The sequence below is a fragment of the Bradyrhizobium sp. 87 genome (assembly GCF_023073015.1).
GTDB lineage: Bacteria > Pseudomonadota > Alphaproteobacteria > Rhizobiales > Xanthobacteraceae > Bradyrhizobium > Bradyrhizobium canariense_D.
Genome location: NZ_JADPIQ010000009.1, coordinates 29,198 through 44,152 on the forward strand (window position 1 = coordinate 29,198; position 14,955 = coordinate 44,152).

At 59.5% G+C, this 14,955-nt stretch carries 9 protein-coding genes and 7 pseudogenes; 2 read left to right on the forward strand and 14 right to left on the reverse strand.

All coding sequences use genetic code 11. The features are described from left to right. Nucleotides 1-51: 51 nt before the first annotated feature. Nucleotides 52-312 carry a hypothetical protein gene (locus tag IVB50_RS02135; protein WP_157643082.1) on the reverse strand — a complete coding sequence of 87 codons (261 nt, stop codon included), beginning with the start codon at nucleotides 310-312 and terminating at the stop codon, nucleotides 52-54. A gap of 806 nt (nucleotides 313-1,118) precedes the next feature. Between IVB50_RS02135 and IVB50_RS02140 the strand changes: the two are divergent. Beyond that, nucleotides 1,119-2,472, forward strand: a pseudogene (locus IVB50_RS02140) (IS1182 family transposase). A 187-nt stretch (nucleotides 2,473-2,659) separates the two neighbouring features. Here the strand turns inward: IVB50_RS02140 and IVB50_RS02145 are convergent. The 8 genes and pseudogenes from IVB50_RS02145 to IVB50_RS02180 all read right to left on the reverse strand — a co-directional run. Then, nucleotides 2,660-2,842, reverse strand: a pseudogene (locus IVB50_RS02145) (IS5/IS1182 family transposase); the annotation flags it as partial. Between the two features lie 102 nt (nucleotides 2,843-2,944). Next, nucleotides 2,945-3,960, reverse strand: a pseudogene (locus tag IVB50_RS02150) (IS3 family transposase); the annotation flags it as partial. Nucleotides 3,961-4,183: 223 nt separating this feature from the next. After that, nucleotides 4,184-4,989: pseudogene (istB, locus tag IVB50_RS02155) on the reverse strand (IS21-like element helper ATPase IstB). Beyond that, nucleotides 4,986-5,468: pseudogene (locus IVB50_RS02160) on the reverse strand (IS21 family transposase); the annotation flags it as partial. The pseudogenes istB (IVB50_RS02155) and IVB50_RS02160, both read right to left, overlap by 4 nt. Nucleotides 5,469-6,065: 597 nt before the next feature. Beyond that, nucleotides 6,066-6,548, reverse strand: coding sequence for a hypothetical protein (locus IVB50_RS02165; RefSeq protein ID WP_083926538.1), 483 nt, complete (start codon nucleotides 6,546-6,548; stop codon nucleotides 6,066-6,068). Nucleotides 6,549-6,743: 195 nt separating this feature from the next. Next, entirely contained in the window at nucleotides 6,744-7,505 is a 762-nt protein-coding gene (istB, locus tag IVB50_RS02170) for an IS21-like element helper ATPase IstB (RefSeq protein ID WP_027515747.1), read from the reverse strand. Between the two features lie 19 nt (nucleotides 7,506-7,524). Beyond that, the gene (gene istA, locus IVB50_RS02175; RefSeq protein ID WP_247294116.1) at nucleotides 7,525-9,066 is read right to left on the reverse strand and encodes an IS21 family transposase; all 1,542 of its coding nucleotides are present in this window, start codon (nucleotides 9,064-9,066) and stop codon (nucleotides 7,525-7,527) included. A gap of 72 nt (nucleotides 9,067-9,138) precedes the next feature. Further along, nucleotides 9,139-9,519 (reverse strand): hypothetical protein, encoded by a 381-nt coding sequence (locus tag IVB50_RS02180; protein WP_247294123.1) that lies wholly within the window; start codon nucleotides 9,517-9,519, stop codon nucleotides 9,139-9,141. Nucleotides 9,520-9,535: 16 nt separating this feature from the next. Here IVB50_RS02180 and IVB50_RS02185 point away from each other — a divergent pair. Next, a pseudogene (locus IVB50_RS02185) lies at nucleotides 9,536-10,008 on the forward strand (SAVED domain-containing protein). Here IVB50_RS02185 and IVB50_RS02190 read toward each other — a convergent pair. The 5 genes and pseudogenes from IVB50_RS02190 to IVB50_RS02210 all read right to left on the reverse strand — a co-directional run. Further along, nucleotides 9,937-10,572: a hypothetical protein gene (locus tag IVB50_RS02190; protein ID WP_157643083.1), complete on the reverse strand. Its 636-nt coding sequence runs from the start codon at nucleotides 10,570-10,572 to the stop codon at nucleotides 9,937-9,939. The pseudogene IVB50_RS02185 and the gene IVB50_RS02190 overlap by 72 nt on opposite strands. Then, entirely contained in the window at nucleotides 10,573-11,349 is a 777-nt protein-coding gene (locus tag IVB50_RS02195; RefSeq protein WP_018458971.1) for a hypothetical protein, read from the reverse strand. Between the two features lie 397 nt (nucleotides 11,350-11,746). Continuing rightward, nucleotides 11,747-13,147: a PDDEXK nuclease domain-containing protein gene (locus IVB50_RS02200; protein WP_247294119.1), complete on the reverse strand. Its 1,401-nt coding sequence runs from the start codon at nucleotides 13,145-13,147 to the stop codon at nucleotides 11,747-11,749. Continuing rightward, on the reverse strand, nucleotides 13,090-14,331 hold the full coding sequence (locus IVB50_RS02205) for a site-specific integrase (RefSeq protein ID WP_247294121.1): 1,242 nt from the start codon (nucleotides 14,329-14,331) through the stop codon (nucleotides 13,090-13,092). The genes IVB50_RS02200 and IVB50_RS02205 overlap by 58 nt, the downstream gene beginning before the upstream one ends. A gap of 458 nt (nucleotides 14,332-14,789) precedes the next feature. Beyond that, nucleotides 14,790-14,955 (reverse strand): annotated as a pseudogene (locus tag IVB50_RS02210) (IS3 family transposase); the annotation flags it as partial.

The following is a 14,955-nucleotide window of genomic DNA, read 5'->3' on the forward strand; positions in this document are numbered from 1 at the left end:
GGTCCTGCTCCCGGGGTCCACTTGGCTGGCTGGCTGAATATTCATTTTCTGTCATTTTCCAACAGCCGCTTTGGCCTCACCAAAATTTGCCCTCAACGGATAAAGCATTCGGGTCACTCGAAAAGACGTCCTTTGAAGATGGTGGTGACGAGCACGCCATTTTCTGTCGTTATCCCAAATATTCTTGGTCCCGCTGAGAGCCGAACTTATTTTTCTTTTAGCATTTCGCTTATAAAAAAAGCCATTACTCTCTTTCGCTTGCCCAAAACGGCACGCAACTTTTTGCGAGGCTTGAAAGGCCTCAGCGGTCATCTATTTAAAACCTCATAATTCTTGCCATCCCACAACCACTTCTTTCATCGCAAACAGAATCAAATATCTCGTTTCAGGATGCCGGAACGTTACACATGGAAGTTCACCAGCCATAATGTGACCAGCAACCTTAGACGCGCTCTTGAGAACGCCAGGATAAATTATGAAGGCCTAGAGAATGAAGCCAATGTTACGCTTGAATTCTATTATGGGAATGAGGCTGACGCTCAAACGACCGTGTCCGGTCGACGTTTTTTCGGAACTTGGGTCAAAGGCGGTCGCCCATTTGCTACGGAGGAGGGGGGGCGCGAGTGGTTCATCGCTGTCAAGAGCGCCCCGGACCTGACCGGTGAGATCGAGGTGGTAGCATGGGGGCGTGGGAAAAAGGAATGATCGAAGTCGCCGTATATTGGCCTGGGCGCTTATTGTGGTGTTGTGGGTATTGTTTTGTATGTTTTTGTTTGCCCCTTTAGGGTCTTAAAGCTGTATTTGGCGGCCCGTCATAGCGACGGGTTCTCTGTAATAGTCTCTTTGAAAATAAGTCGAGGCCACTTAATAAAATGATCGTTTGTGTTTGATTATTGCCGTGGTGCTTTTAATGCGAGTTTTTGTGCCAGGGATCGTCTCAAAACACGCACAAGGTATGAGAATTGAAAAACGACTATGTTGAAATAGCTATTAGCGCATTAGAGAAAAAATATAAATTGGATAAAGTAAGATTGTATCCGGTTTCTGTTGAAAAAGGCGGCTGTTGCGACGCAGAGGGATCAGTGATTCAGTCTGTCTAGTTGGCAGGACTGAAGATCATGATGGGGCATCGGCAAGTCGAACAGTCTGCGTTGTTCTATGAGTTCTCGCTCGAAAGGCATATTCCCACCGACCACTTGCTCCGGTCGATCGATAGATTTGTCGACCTTGAAAAGATCAGGCAGGAGCTGGCACCTTTCTACAGCAGTATCGGTCGACCTTCGATCGATCCCGAGCTGATGATCCGGATGCTGCTGATCGGTTACTGCTTCGGCATCCGATCGGAACGGCGCTTATGCGATGAGGTTCATCTCAATTTGGCCTATCGGTGGTTCTGCCGGCTCGGTCTGGATGGGGCGGTGCCGGATCACTCGACATTCTCCAAGAACAGGCATGGCCGCTTCCGGCAGAGCGACCTTTTCCGTCGCGTATTCGAGAGCGTGTTGGGCCGCTGCATCGAGGAGCGACTGGTCGGCGGCGAAGGATTTGCCGTTGACGCGAGCCTAATCAAGGCCGATGCCAATCGGCAGAAGGGGATCGAAGGCGGCAAGGGACTTCCCCCGGAGGCTGCCGGCCGAGCGATCGATGAGTATCTGGCTCTCCTCGATGATGCCGCTTTCGGAGCTGCGACCGAGGTCACGCCGAAGTTCGTGTCGCCCTCCGACCCGGCGGCACGCTGGACGGGGGCGCATGGTGGCCAAGCCTTCTTCGCCTACTCGACGAACTACCTGATCGACGTCGAGAACGCGATCATCGTCGATGTCGAGGCGACGACGGCAATCCGGCAGGCGGAGGTGTTGGCCGCCAAACGCATGATTGAGCGCTCGCTCAAACGGTTCGATCTCTATCCGAACCGGCTCCTCGGTGACAGCGGCTACGGCTCGGCCGAGATGCTTGCCTGGCTGGTCTATGAGCACGGCATCGAGCCGCACGTTACAGTCTTCGACAAGTCCGCCCGCACAGACGGTATCTTCTCGCGCGATGACTTCACCTATGACCATGCCGGGGACGTCTACCGTTGTCCCAGCGGTAAAGTTCTTACCACGACCGGAACGCTGGTGAATGATGGCGCCACCATGCTTTACCTCGCCAGCAAGCATGATTGTGATCGCTGCGCATTCAAGTCCCGGTGTTGCCCTAAGCAGCCTTCACGGAGGGGGCCGCGCTCGATCTATGAGGGCGCTCGCGACATGGCGCGCCAGATCGCAAGATCTTTGGAGGGCCGCACTTCGCGTCGGCTTCCGCAAGAAGATCGAGATGCTGTTCGCGCACCTCAAGCGCATTCTCAAGCTCGACCGCCTCCGACTGAGGGGCCCGAACGGCGCGCGGAACGAGTTCACCCTCGCAGCCACCGCTCAGAACCTTCGTAAGATGGCCAAGCTGATCCCGATGCAAATCCCCAGGTCCGCATAGCGGAGAACCCAGGCGCTAGGCCGCTTCATAGCTGGCGCCAATACATCGGACCACTGCCGCCTTTTTCAACGAAATCATCCGGGAAAAATAATTCGCTAGAGTAATTATAGTAAAAATAGTTATTCATGAAATTGAACGACTTCGGGGGTCCGAGGCGGTGCCGAAGTCGGTCGCTTTTAGTCGACCGTTAAGAAGCCGGATTGAGCTGAGCTGGACAGTTGAGAGCGCGCCAAAGCAAGACCAGCAACAGGCGCAAAAGTTCTCTGAACCAGGCGAGGATGCGGCGAGAGTTGTGGCCGACGGCTGAGAGGACGACGTTGGCGGCGTCGCCGGCGCGGCCTTTGAGATAGCACCGGCCAAGCTGTCCCTCGTGACCTGCCACCGAAATTTAATCCAGTAGCATTTAGAGTCCTGTTGGGTTTGTAGCGAGACCGAACTTTGGACCACCCAGAACTAGAGTTTTGCGCCTCTGTCACGTTGGCGGGCTGGTTGCGCCGACGTGGTTGTGCAGCAAAATCGGCGGTCGATTGCCGATCGCGCCGTGGGGCCGTTCTTCGTTATAGTATCTGCGCCAAGTCTCCACTTTTTCTTGGGCGTCCGCAAGGCTGAGGAACCAGTGCGTGTTGAGGCACTCGGCGCGGAAGCGGCCGTTGAAGGCTTCGATGAATGCGTTGTCGGTTGGCTTGTCGGGCCTGGAGAAGTCCAGCGTGACACCGCGTTGGTAGGCCCATAGGTCAAGATCGCGCGACACGAACTCGCTGCCTTGATCGACCCGGATCGTCGCCGGGAATCCCACTTCCTTGCAGGCCCTTTCCAGTATCGCCACGACGTCGCTGCCGCGGAAGCTGAACTGTGGCTGCAGCACCGGTGAGAAGCGGGAGAAGATATCGACGATCGTGAGCACGCGCAGCTTGTGTCCGCTCGCCAACTGATCGTGGACGAAGTCCATCGCCCAGGTCTCGTTGGCGCGCGTCGCTGGCCTGCGGTCATCGCGCAGCTTGGCCTTGACCCTTCGCTTCGGCGATTTATTGCGCAATTGCAGGCCCAATTCGCGATAGATGCGGCGGGTCTTGTTCTGGCCGTGACGCCATCCCTCGCGGCGGAGCAGGACGTGGACGCGGCGATTGCCGTAGCGAACGCGAACATGGCAGATCTCCTTGATCCGTGCTTCGAGGGCGGCCTGGCCGGAGCGGCGAGATTTGTAGTGGTAGGTTGATCGGTCGAACTCGAGGGCCTCACAAGCCTTGCGGATCGAGACCTGCCAATCACCACAAACCTCATCGACGAGCTTGCGCTTCCGACCAGGCTTCATAGCTTTCGGCGGATCACGTCCTGCAGCATCTCCTTGTCGAGCGACAGATCGGCCACCAGCTTCTTCAGCTTGGCGTTCTCGTCCTCGAGCTGCTTCAACCGGCGCATCTCGGTCGGCAGCAGTCCGTCGTACTTTTTCTTCCAGTTGAAATAGGTCGCCTGGCTGATCCCGGCCTTTGCGCGAGGTGGCCGAAGAACCGGAGCCTGGTGCTATCGAACGCCGCCTGAAGGCGCTCTAGGAATAGCCGACGATACAATCGTGAGAAGACGCGTGTAGCGCGTCGATCTGGGTCGGAAGGCGCGGCAATCTGGATGACGAGTCAGTGTCGCGGCGAGTTGATGATCGCCGCGCAGATTGTCGTGCGCAAGAGTTTTGTTGAAGTCTGATTGTCGCGGAGCGTCAATCAGCGACGGTTTTGATTGTCGCGTGCGAGGGCGGCCGTCCTGGACCGCGTTTTCGCTCGAGCGCGGTGCGCCTGCGATAGCTCTCGACATTCATCTCAACGATGGTGGCGTGGTGAACGAGACGATCGATGGCGGCCAGCGTCATGGCGGGGTCCGGGAAGACCTTGTTCCATTCACCGAAGGGCTGATTGGCGGTAATCAGCATGGAGCGGCGCTCGTAGCGTGCGCTGATGAGTTCGAACAGCACGCTAGTCTCGGCCTGGTCTTTGGTGACGTAGGCAAGATCGTCGAGGATCAGGAGATCGAAGCGATCAAGGCGGTTGATGGCGGCCTCGAGATTGAGCTCGCGGCGAGCCAGCTGGAGCTTTTGCACGAGATCGGTGGTGCGGGTGAAGAGGACGCGCCATCCGTTCTCGATGAGGGCCAGGCCGATAGCTGCCGCCAAGTGGCTCTTGCCGCCGCCGGGCGGACCGAACAGGAGCAAATTGGCGCCTTTGCCCAGTCAGCTGTCACCGGCGCATCCACCTGCGCCTTTGAGATCATCGGCACGGCCTCGAAGTCGAAGCTGTCGAAGATCTTCCCGGTTGGCAGCCTCGCCTCGACGAGATGGCGCTCGGTGCGCCGGCGACCGCGTTCGGCGATCTCGTGCTCGGCGATGGTCGGGAGGAAGCGGCCGGCCGGCCAGCCTTCCTTGTCGGACTGTTCGGCAAATTGCGCCCACAGCACCTTGATGGCAGGCAGCTGGAGCTCGTTGAGCAACAGATTGAGGCGCGCGGCATCAACGGTGTTCGTCACGCTCATGCGGCACCTCCGGTCTCGGCGGTACCGATGAGGCATTCGTAGGTCGCAAGCGGTACGAGCTGCACCACGACGTTGGGCAGGTTGCCGGGGTCTGGGGCGAAGTGAGCACGCAGCCGGTTGAGGTCGGGCAGTCGGCCGGCGTCGAGGTCGGCGGTGAGTTGATCGGCAAGTTCGGCTTCGCAGCCGCGGTCATGAGCGAGCGCGAGGAGATCAACCATGATCCGGCAGGCCTTCTTGTCCGGCAAGCGCTCGCGCAATCGGTCGAAGGCTCTCCGATAGCCTTCGCGCGGGAACAACCTGTCCCGATAGACCAGATTGAGAAGCGCCATTGGCTTGCGCCGCAGGGAATGGATCACGTGCCGATAATCGACGACCTGATCGTACTTGCCATTGGGATGCGGTCGTCCGCGCGGCAAGGTAAGGAGGTGCGTGCCGCCGACGAACACGTCGAGGTGATCGTCGTAGAGCCGCGCCCGCACGAGCGGCGCCAGAAGGAGGTGTTCGCTCATGTGGCGCCTCCGTCGAGGAAAGCGCGTTCAGCCGCGATGGTGAGTAGATCCGACGAACCGGTGAGGTAGTAGGCCCGCCGCCATTTGCCTACTGTCCCCGCTCCTGGCCTAGCTTGTCCGCCACTTCCTTGTTTTGACCGCCTTCCGCGCAGGTCAGCACGATCCGGGCTCTCAGAGCTAGCGCCTGTGCCGTCTTCCGGCGCATCGCCACCGACTAAAGTCTGGCACGCTCATCATCGCTCAATATCAGGGGCGCAAGTCGCTGGGCCGCCATCAGATCCTGCGTCGCTGTTGCTGCCGCGGTCTCTGGCGCAGGGACGCGACCGAGTGAGACCGCGACTTCGCCCGAGCAACGAGTACCACACTCCGGTTTGGGGAAGTCTGGACAATCGGAAGCTCGAGAAAAGCAACGAGTGGAAGACACGGAGCTAAGCGATTTGGGGGACGCTGAATCCGACCTTATGCTCTGATGCGCACTGTCCGTCAACTCCTGCACCTGCACCAAATGTGCGGAAGAACCCATGAACGTCGCCTAATGGACCACCGAGCAGAAGATCTCAAGCACCGCTAGCGGAGAAAACCGTCTAGGCGTCGCATCGAACTCAATGATGCAAGGAGCGAGGCGGCTCGAGAAGGCGCCGGATGAAATGAAGGGCCTGCTCTCGGGCTTCGTCGAACAGGCGGAAAGGCTCCGCGAAGAGAGGCCCGTCGACTTGATGGCGGCAATGAAGACATTGCTGTCAGGCTTCCTTCCCAGTTGTCGGCGCGATATTCCAGGCAGAGATTTCCGCCGGCGCCATATTGATGGCTCGACAACCGACTTCCATCGCGCGGGACGACGATGGGTGGCGCGTTGGGGTGAAATTCCGCGTAGGTCATCGTGAGCGGAACGCTCCGGCCGTCGTGGTCGATCTCGAAATCGACGGCAAGTGCGGCGCCGTCCGATAAATACCAGCGCAAATTCTTGAGCCAGCTCACGCGCTCGGCCAGCTCGGCGACGCTCTGGCGCTCGGATCTGGCCCGTCCCGGGTTTTCGAGCCACCAGATCATCCCGCGCCGCCGAACCCCTGCGGCTTCGTTGGAACGCGGCTCTTGTCGGGAAAGGACAGACCTGCACTGGCCGGTGCGGATTCCGGGGATTGCGGCCAGAGATTCCGATTGAACGCGACCATGCATTCCGATCGAAGGCGGCCACCTGTTCCGACGAAGGCGGCCGGGGTGTCGTTGCCGGCATGAGGAGTTGGGTCAGGTTTTCTTCGCGGCGTCAAGATTGGCGCGTTGGGCAGTTATTTTCCGCATGCTGTCTCCTTTGAGGATGAGGCGGTGAGCGTTGTGGACGAGGCGGTCGAGGACGGCGTCGGCGATGGTCGGGTCGGCGATGATCTCATGCCAATTTTCGATCGGTACCTGGCTGGTGATGATGGTCGATCCGCGCTGGTGACGATCGTCGACGACTTCGAGGAGATCGCGACGCTGCTCGCCGGTAATCGGAGCGAGGCCCCAGTCGTCGAGGATGAGCAAATCGACCCTCGATAACGTCTTGAGGAGCCGCGCATAGCGTCCGTCGCCGCGGGCGAGCGCAAGAGCTTCGAACAGCCTTGGCAGGCGATGGTACAAGACCGATCGATTATCGCGGCATGCCTTGTGACCGAGCGCGCAGGCGATCCAGCTCTTGCCGACGCCGGTCGGCCCGGTGATGAGCAAATTTTGCTTGCGGCCGATCCAATCGCCATCGACGAGCTTGGCAAAGAAGGCGCGGTCGATGCCGCGCGGAGCGCGCAGATCGACATCTTCGACGATTGCGGCCTGCCGTAGCGAGGCAAACTTCAGGCGTACGATGAGCCTTTTGTTCTCTCGCTCAGTTGCTTCGCGATCGATCATCAGGCCGAGGCGCTGCTCGAAGGTCAGCGCGGTGACGTCCGGTTGGCGTTGCTGATCATCGAAGGCCTTGGCCATTCCGGCGAGCCCGAGAGCGGCGAGACGTTCGTGGGTATGATTGCTGAGCATAATGCCTCCTTGTTGCTGGTCAGTGGTAGTAGCCGCGGCCACGGATGTTACCGTGCTGGATGGGATCGGCGTCGGGGGTGGTGTCGGGAAGGAAGGACTTGTCCAGGCCGGTCTTGAGGATCGAGGCAATCGACCGATAGCTCGCTGAGCCGATGCTGATCCCGCGGCGGCAAGCGGCTTCGAGACGTTGCGTCCCATAGGTCTTTTCCAACCGCAGGATGCCGAGACAGGATCGGAAGCCCTGCTCGGGATGCGGCTTTGTCCGCATGATCGCCTCGCACAGCGCGATTGTGGACGGACCGACTTTCTCAGCGGCGGCCAGCAGACGCGCCGGCGTCCAGAAGGCGTATCGGCGATGCGCGCTCGGCATGTGCTCGGGGATCGTGGTGTGGCGGCGCTTCACCCCCGAGCGTGCATGGCTGGCGATGCGGGTGCCGCGATGGAACACCTCGATGGTGGCTTCGGTGGCCCGAACCTCGACAACCTGGCGGATCATGCGGGATGGCACCGAGTAGAAGTGTCCCTGAACTTCGACATGGTAATCCGGCGCCACACGGGCACGACGCCATTCGGCGTACTGATAGGCCTCGGCCGGCAGCGGCATCAGGGCCGGACGATCGATGGTGTCGAAGAACTCGCGGCGGCTGGCACCGAGCTTGCGCATCAGGCGGGCGTTGAGTTGGTCGACCAGGATGCGGATCGCAACATTCAACTCGGCGAGCGAGAAGAAGCGCCGGTTGCGCAGCCGCGCCAAAATCCATCGCTGGACGATAAGAACCGCCGCCTCCACCTTGGCCTTGTCGCGCGGCTTGCGGGGCCGCGCCGGCATAATGGTGGTGCCGTAATGGGCGGCAAGATCTTGGTAGGTCCGGTTGACGCCTGGCTCGTAGCGGCTCACCACCGTCACCCCGGCCTTCAGATTGTCGCAGACGAGCGCCTTCGGCACCCCGCCCAGGAAGGTGAGCGCATCCACATGGGCGCCGATCCAGTCGGGCAGCGCCTCGCTGAACCGGGCTTGGGCAAAGGTGTAATTCGACGCTCCCATGACCGCGACGAAGATCTTGGCGGCGCGCACCTCCCCGGTGAGCCCGTCGAACACCGGCATGGTATCGCCGGCGAAGTCCACGAACAGCTTTTCGCCGGCCGCGTGGGTCTGCCGCATGGTCGCCGTGATGCCGTGGCGCCATTCGACGTAGAGGTCGCAGAACCGGCTGTAGCCGTAGCCGTCGGGATGATGGCCGCGGTATTCCTCCCACAGCAGTGCCAGCGTTACGCTGCGGCGGCGCAACTCGGCATGGACATGCCCCCAATCCGGAAGCGGCTTCGATCGTGGCGGGTTGTAGCCGGCTGGCGCAAACAGCTTGCGCTCCAGGGCTGTGTCGTCGAGCTCCTCCGGGATCGGCCAGGTGATGCCGATCACCGCGGCCCGGCGGACATACTCCGCGATCGCCGTGCGACCGATCCCGACCGATCGGGAGATCACCCGATCGCTCACCCCACAAGCATACTTCAGGCGTAGAACTTCTCGAATCTTCCGCATCGGCAATCTCTCGGCGGGCATCGGACCTCCCATTGCGTCAACCGCAAAAGGAGGGACCTTGCCCCGTTCAGATTGCCGACAACGCCCCCCGTCTCACCCTATCAACAGGGTGGCCGCATTCGTTCGGATCGGGTGGCCGCTTTCGATCGGAATCGGTGGCCGCCTTCCGTCGGAATCGGTGGCCGCTTTGCCCCGGATTCCGCAGGCCGGCGCCACCGATGCGGTTTTCAGCAGCGCAGGGCGAGCCGGTGGCTGGCGGCGGCGGGCTGCGCGGTCGGCCAGCGAGCCGCCGACGCCGCGGCCCACGGTTTCGGTGATGAGTTTCCTATCGTTCGAACGCGCGGCTTGAGCAAATTCCGTCCTGGCCTTCTGCAGCCACTCGAAAAACGGCTTGGCCCGCTCCGGATGCTCTGCCCATTTGTCGACAAAATTTTCCAAGGGGTCGGTCGGGTTAGCGCCGCAGCCGCTGCTCATCCAGTTCGGGCATCTCTTGGGAGATATCGTCCCGGTCACGGTCCATCAGCGGTATCGCGAGCCCGCGACCTGGCGCTGGCAGCCCAACCAAGCCGCGAAACCTTCCGCGTTGAGGAGTATTCGGGGCCAGCAGCCGCAAGCGTTGCGCTCAAGCTGGCGCTAAGCGCGACAGTGACGGATGATCGAATTCGCGCCGTGCTTGGTGATGATACTGCTATCTGGTCCTTGACGGCGGAAAACCCGCATAACGACATTATACGGCGGCCCGAGGATCTCGTGGAGTTCAAGCGTCATCTTCGGCGTCTGTTCGATCGGATCAAGGCGGTTCACGGCGAACAGGCCACCATCAACGTTTTTCCGGCACTCCCAACGTCAGCGGCAGTTGAGGTCGGAAGAGTGCTGATGCCGAAAGCCGATCTACCGCTGCATATTTATGACCAAAACCGGTCCGTCGGCGGCTTCATCCCGACCTTGAAAATTGGCGAGTAGCGGCAGGCGGACCGCCGCATGGTTGGCTGTACTCCTCCGCCTGCCAGCGCCGGAAAGAATGCTGCGCTTTGCTTTGAGCGCTGAAACCGAAGCTGAGAAGCTGAAGCGATCGTGTCCGAATCTGATGATCTCGATGCGATGCGATGGCAATTCAATGTTTTCTCGCCGACCAAGGGTTACCCGATCCCTGTGACGAGCGTTGTCGCAGGATGCGACATTCCAACTCTCGTCCACTCCTGCGGCTCGAAGAGGTTGAAGATCATAGACCAGATTTTCGGTCATCAGCAGGAGATCGCCGCGCGCGGTGCGCGCAGGGCTCGCACCTGTCTCCAGATCGGCGCGAATGAAATCCATTTGGCGATCCGCGTCGTCTGTGTCGAATGCGTCGCCTGACGCAGCATTCAACGTCGCAGATAACCGACTTGTTTGTCCCAGTCGAAGAGCAAGCACGTAGCGGCCGTTATCGGCAAATGCTTCCACGTCCAATTCATTGAGAATGGCGTCTATTCGACTCGTAACCGTTGCGGCGTCAAGAATGCGATTGCGTTCCGGTTGGAACAGCAATCAAATCAGATCTATTTCTGATGACCGAAGATCGAGCCTGGTCCGTCCCTCGACGAACTGGATCTCCTCTTGCTCCAGCGTACTTGCATCAAGTCCGACCAAGTCGGTCACAACCTGGCCAAGGGCTCGCCAGTCATCCAAGAAGGAGAATATGACTGACCCCACTGGGCGGCTCTTTGCGATAATCCGCAAGGGCGTCTTATTGATCTCGGCCACGCGCAAACAGAATTCAAATCCGCCGAGGCGGAAGTCCGGCTTGGTCGCGGCTCCGGCGGAGTAGACCGCTCGGCTATCGATCCTTCCATGGACCAGCCCCTGGCCGTGGACCGCGCCCAGGGCTTCCCCTAATCGGCGAACGTTCTTCCAGAGCAGTGCGCGTTGGCGCGCCCCTTGCAGGTTTCGGAGCCAATGATCAGGACGGACGAACCTCGCAGCATGTTCGAGCGGAGCTACATCGCCCGGCATGGCGATATAAAACGCGTCGTCGCTTTCGCCCGAAGCCGTCACCTCGACGACAACCTCGTCCGCGCGGGGGAAAGCGCGCACCCGCTCGCTTTGGCGCATTTCGTGACGCCAAAGCTCTCTGAAGTCCGCGTCGACGGCGGTCCCTGTCTTCACCCAGTATTTGAGAACCACCGGGTCGCCAGTCCGACGATCGGCAGCACGTATCACTCCTGATTTCAGGGCAGCCGTATTAGGCGATGACAAAAAGCTCTCATCGAGCTGGAACCGCTGCTCGAGGGTATCCAACTGTCGTTTGCCGCGTGCCGGATCCATCAATCTACCGCCGTTTGAACGCAAACGTCGATGTGGAGCTTGCGCGCTATTAGAATCGGCCGACCGTAGATCTAACACGATTCCTATTTCCTGTTTTATTCGCAACCGGAAAACGGCTGGTGCGCTGGATGACCCCAGGATTCTCGCTCCTCTACATCCGGGTGTCAGCTGACGCCACGCGGCCTAATGCCGATCCAACTCCACGCCGGCAACGAGCGTTATCGCCGACTGGATCACCATGGCCCTTTGGAGTTCAGGAAATAGGTTTCGGGCTCGAAATATCCAAACAAAAACAGCGCCTTGTGGTCTTATTCGTGGATCGGGTTCTTGCGCCGCCGGTCTGATCAGGCGCCGCCGCTAAATTTGCTGAAGTTAACGGTGAGTGAACAGGTCTGAATCATGATGTCTTGCCGGCGTCGCGTCCTCGCTGGTTTCGAAGTTCGGTCAGAAACACGGTGCCGATATCGACGGCTCGCTGGGCGCTTTCCGCGTCGACATCTAGACCATGAGCCGCTTGATTCATGACGCGTACAGCGTCAAGGAGCGGGGTAGTGCTTTTAGGCGCGAGGCCGCGGCGATGCAGCTCGCCCAACATGTTGCCGAGCCCAGCGGGTGGTCTGACGGCAATGCCGTTCTCGCGCATGATGCGCTCGATCTCGATCCGAAGCTTAACGATTGACATGAGTGGAAACTCGCGCGCGAACTCCTCTACCGTCGGCAAATCCCGCGCAAGCTGCGGTGGAAGTGCGGGCGAGAGTTTGTGTTGGGCTACACCCATCGGCTTGCTGGTGTCGCGCAGCGCGTATTCTACAATCACCTTGTTACGCGCCTTACAGAGGATGATGCCGATCGTCGGCTGGTCATCCTTGTGTCGCAATTGGTCGTCGACAGCAGAGAGATAGAAATTCATCTTGCCTGCGAATTCGGGCTTGAAGTCCTCGATCTTTAATTCGATCACCACAAAGCAGCGCAGCCGCAGATGATAGAAGAGTAGGTCGAGGTAGTAGTCCTGGTCGCCCACCTCGAGATGATACTGGCTGCCGACAAAGGCGAACCCCTTGCCGAGTTCGAGAATCAGCGAACGCAGGTGTTCTATCAGCCCGCGTTCGAGGTCTCGCTCCAGCATTTCGGGGCCAAGTGAAAGAAAGTCGAAGCTGTAGGGATCCTTGAGGATCTCTTTAGCGAGCTCGGACCGCTCCGCCGGTAGAGTCCGCGAGAAGTTGGTAAGTGCGCTGCCTTGACGGGCGAACAGGTCACGATCGATCTGATTGATGAGGACGTTGCGGCTCCATCCGTGTTCGATGGCCTGTCGCGCGTACCAAGCACGTTGCTTCGGCGCCTTGACGGCATCTAGAAGGCGGACGTTATGGCCCCAAGGCAAAAGTGCAACAACCTGTTGCACAAATCCGCCATCCGGCCACGCCTCCGCCAAAGCGCGCATATATTTCAGGTTCCGGGCCGAAAGCCCGGTCATCTCAGGAAATGCGCGGCCAAGATCGTCAGCAAGGCGATCGATGATCTTGGCGCCCCATCCCTCCCTTTCCTGGCGCGCGAGAATATCACGTCCAATGTTCCAGTAGAGCAGGATCAGCTCACGGTTCACCGAAAGACCGGCACGGTGCCGCGCCTCCGCGATCTTCCTTTTAAGGTCACTAACGAACGCCGAATAGCTTCGCGTGTCAATTTCACTCGTCGGTTTGGCGCCTTTTCGGACTTTAAGGGATTTGGGAGGGCGCTTGATCATGCGGCCACCTTCAAGCGCTTCTTTGCCAGCATGGCGCGCACGAACTTGTTCCACTTTGCCATTCCCGCGCGCTTCTCGGGCATGTAATGCCAGCGATCATAGTTCTTGGAGCTGACGTCCTGGAGCGCATGATTTTGCAGGCGGTCTCGAATCTCTTTGGACACGCCGGCCTTGCCGGCCAACGTCTTGAAGGTTCGCCGGAGGTCCCGATTCGTTGCATAGGGGATCACGCCGCGGTCCCGTTGACGCCAAACGAAGCTATAGAGAGTACCGTGGCTCACGGGCTTGGATGGGTCCTTCGCTGAGGGAAAGAACCACCCGTACTTATTCGGCTTGATCGACCCAATCAGTTCGGCGGCGATCGACGGCACTGGAACGGCGTGCGGCTGAAGGTTCTTGGTCTTGGACCAATCGATGATTTTCTCCGGCGCATCCCATTGATCGACATGCAGGCGCGCGATTTCCTCGACGCGTTGACCGGTCAGCATGATGAGCTGCACAGCGCGGGGATAGGAAGGATGAACCGGCGTATCGGGGCATTCCAGCCAGCGATAGAGTTGCACGAACTCTTCCTCGTCGAGCCAGCGCGTGCCCTGAACCTTGGGTTCGGTCGGAATTTCCGAGGCCGGATTGAATGGGATACGGAACCGGCGCGGGGATGTGTTCCGATAATCGTTGTCGGATTTCATCCCCCAACTATAGGCCGCGTGGATGTAACATCGCACGTGATCGGCCATCGAGCGGGCGCCACGCTCGTAGATCGGCCGGATAAGTTCGACGATCTCTTCAGACTCGATCTCACGAGCCAGTCGGTTGCGCCCGAGCGTGCCAGCGATTTTGTTGAGGCCCTTCTCTGTCTCCTTCCAGGATGGTTTGCCGGCGCCCTTGAGCGACGCAACATAGCCCTCAAACAGATCAGCGATGGTACCGGGACGAGTATCCGTTGCAATCTTGATGCTGCGGCCTTTCTGGATCACATCGGCGTAGTCGCGCTTGAAGATATCGCGCGCCTGAGCCAAGGACGTCGACGGATAAGCGCCAAGCTTCTTTTTAGCGCGTTTGCCATCGCGCCATTGCTGCGCCATCCAGTCTGCGGTCACGCGCTTCGGCATCGGCTTGAGGACGAGGAGAAGTCGGCCGGTGCCGCGGCCTTCACCATCTGCGAGGTTTTCTTGTTTCCGGCTGAGTTCGACGCGCTTCAGCGCGTGTCGGATGGCGGTATCAGTCAGGCTTGGCATGGCGTTTCTTCTGTTCCGCAACTGGGATCGGTCGGGGAGAAACGGGGATCGTTTGCTGGGAGCGGAAGGCCGTTCGCTATCCCTCTAACGCTCCCAATTTGCCATAGCGGCCCCCAGTGCGCAATGTCGGGAATGCACTATTTTTATAGGTGTTTCAGAGGGATCGAGCGTGATCCAGCATGATCGAATAAGAGATAGTGGGGTGGTTGTGCACCATAACCGCGCCGAGCCGGCCGACGCCGCGCGCCAGAACTTTGAGGTTGCTGTCCTTCGAAATCGAAGCCGATACCCAGATCGGCTTCGCCACTGGCAACGGCGAGCTAGATCTCCGCTCCGGTATTGAACAGCGCCAGGTTGAGCTTGACCCTAGGATTGGCGGCGCCAAACTCCTTCACGTTGCTGGGAACGAGATTCGAGGCGAGGCCGCTTATCATCGCGACCGTGATCTCGCCCCGCCGCCGGCGCAACAGGATATGGATGCGACGATATCCGTAGCGCACGCGGATCTCGCAGATGCTTTTTGATCCTATGCTTGAGGTCGGCCTGGTCGCCGCGTTTCGACTTGTAGACGTACAGTGCACGATCGATACCTTCCAGTCGCTGCGCAACTTGTCGACAAGTTCG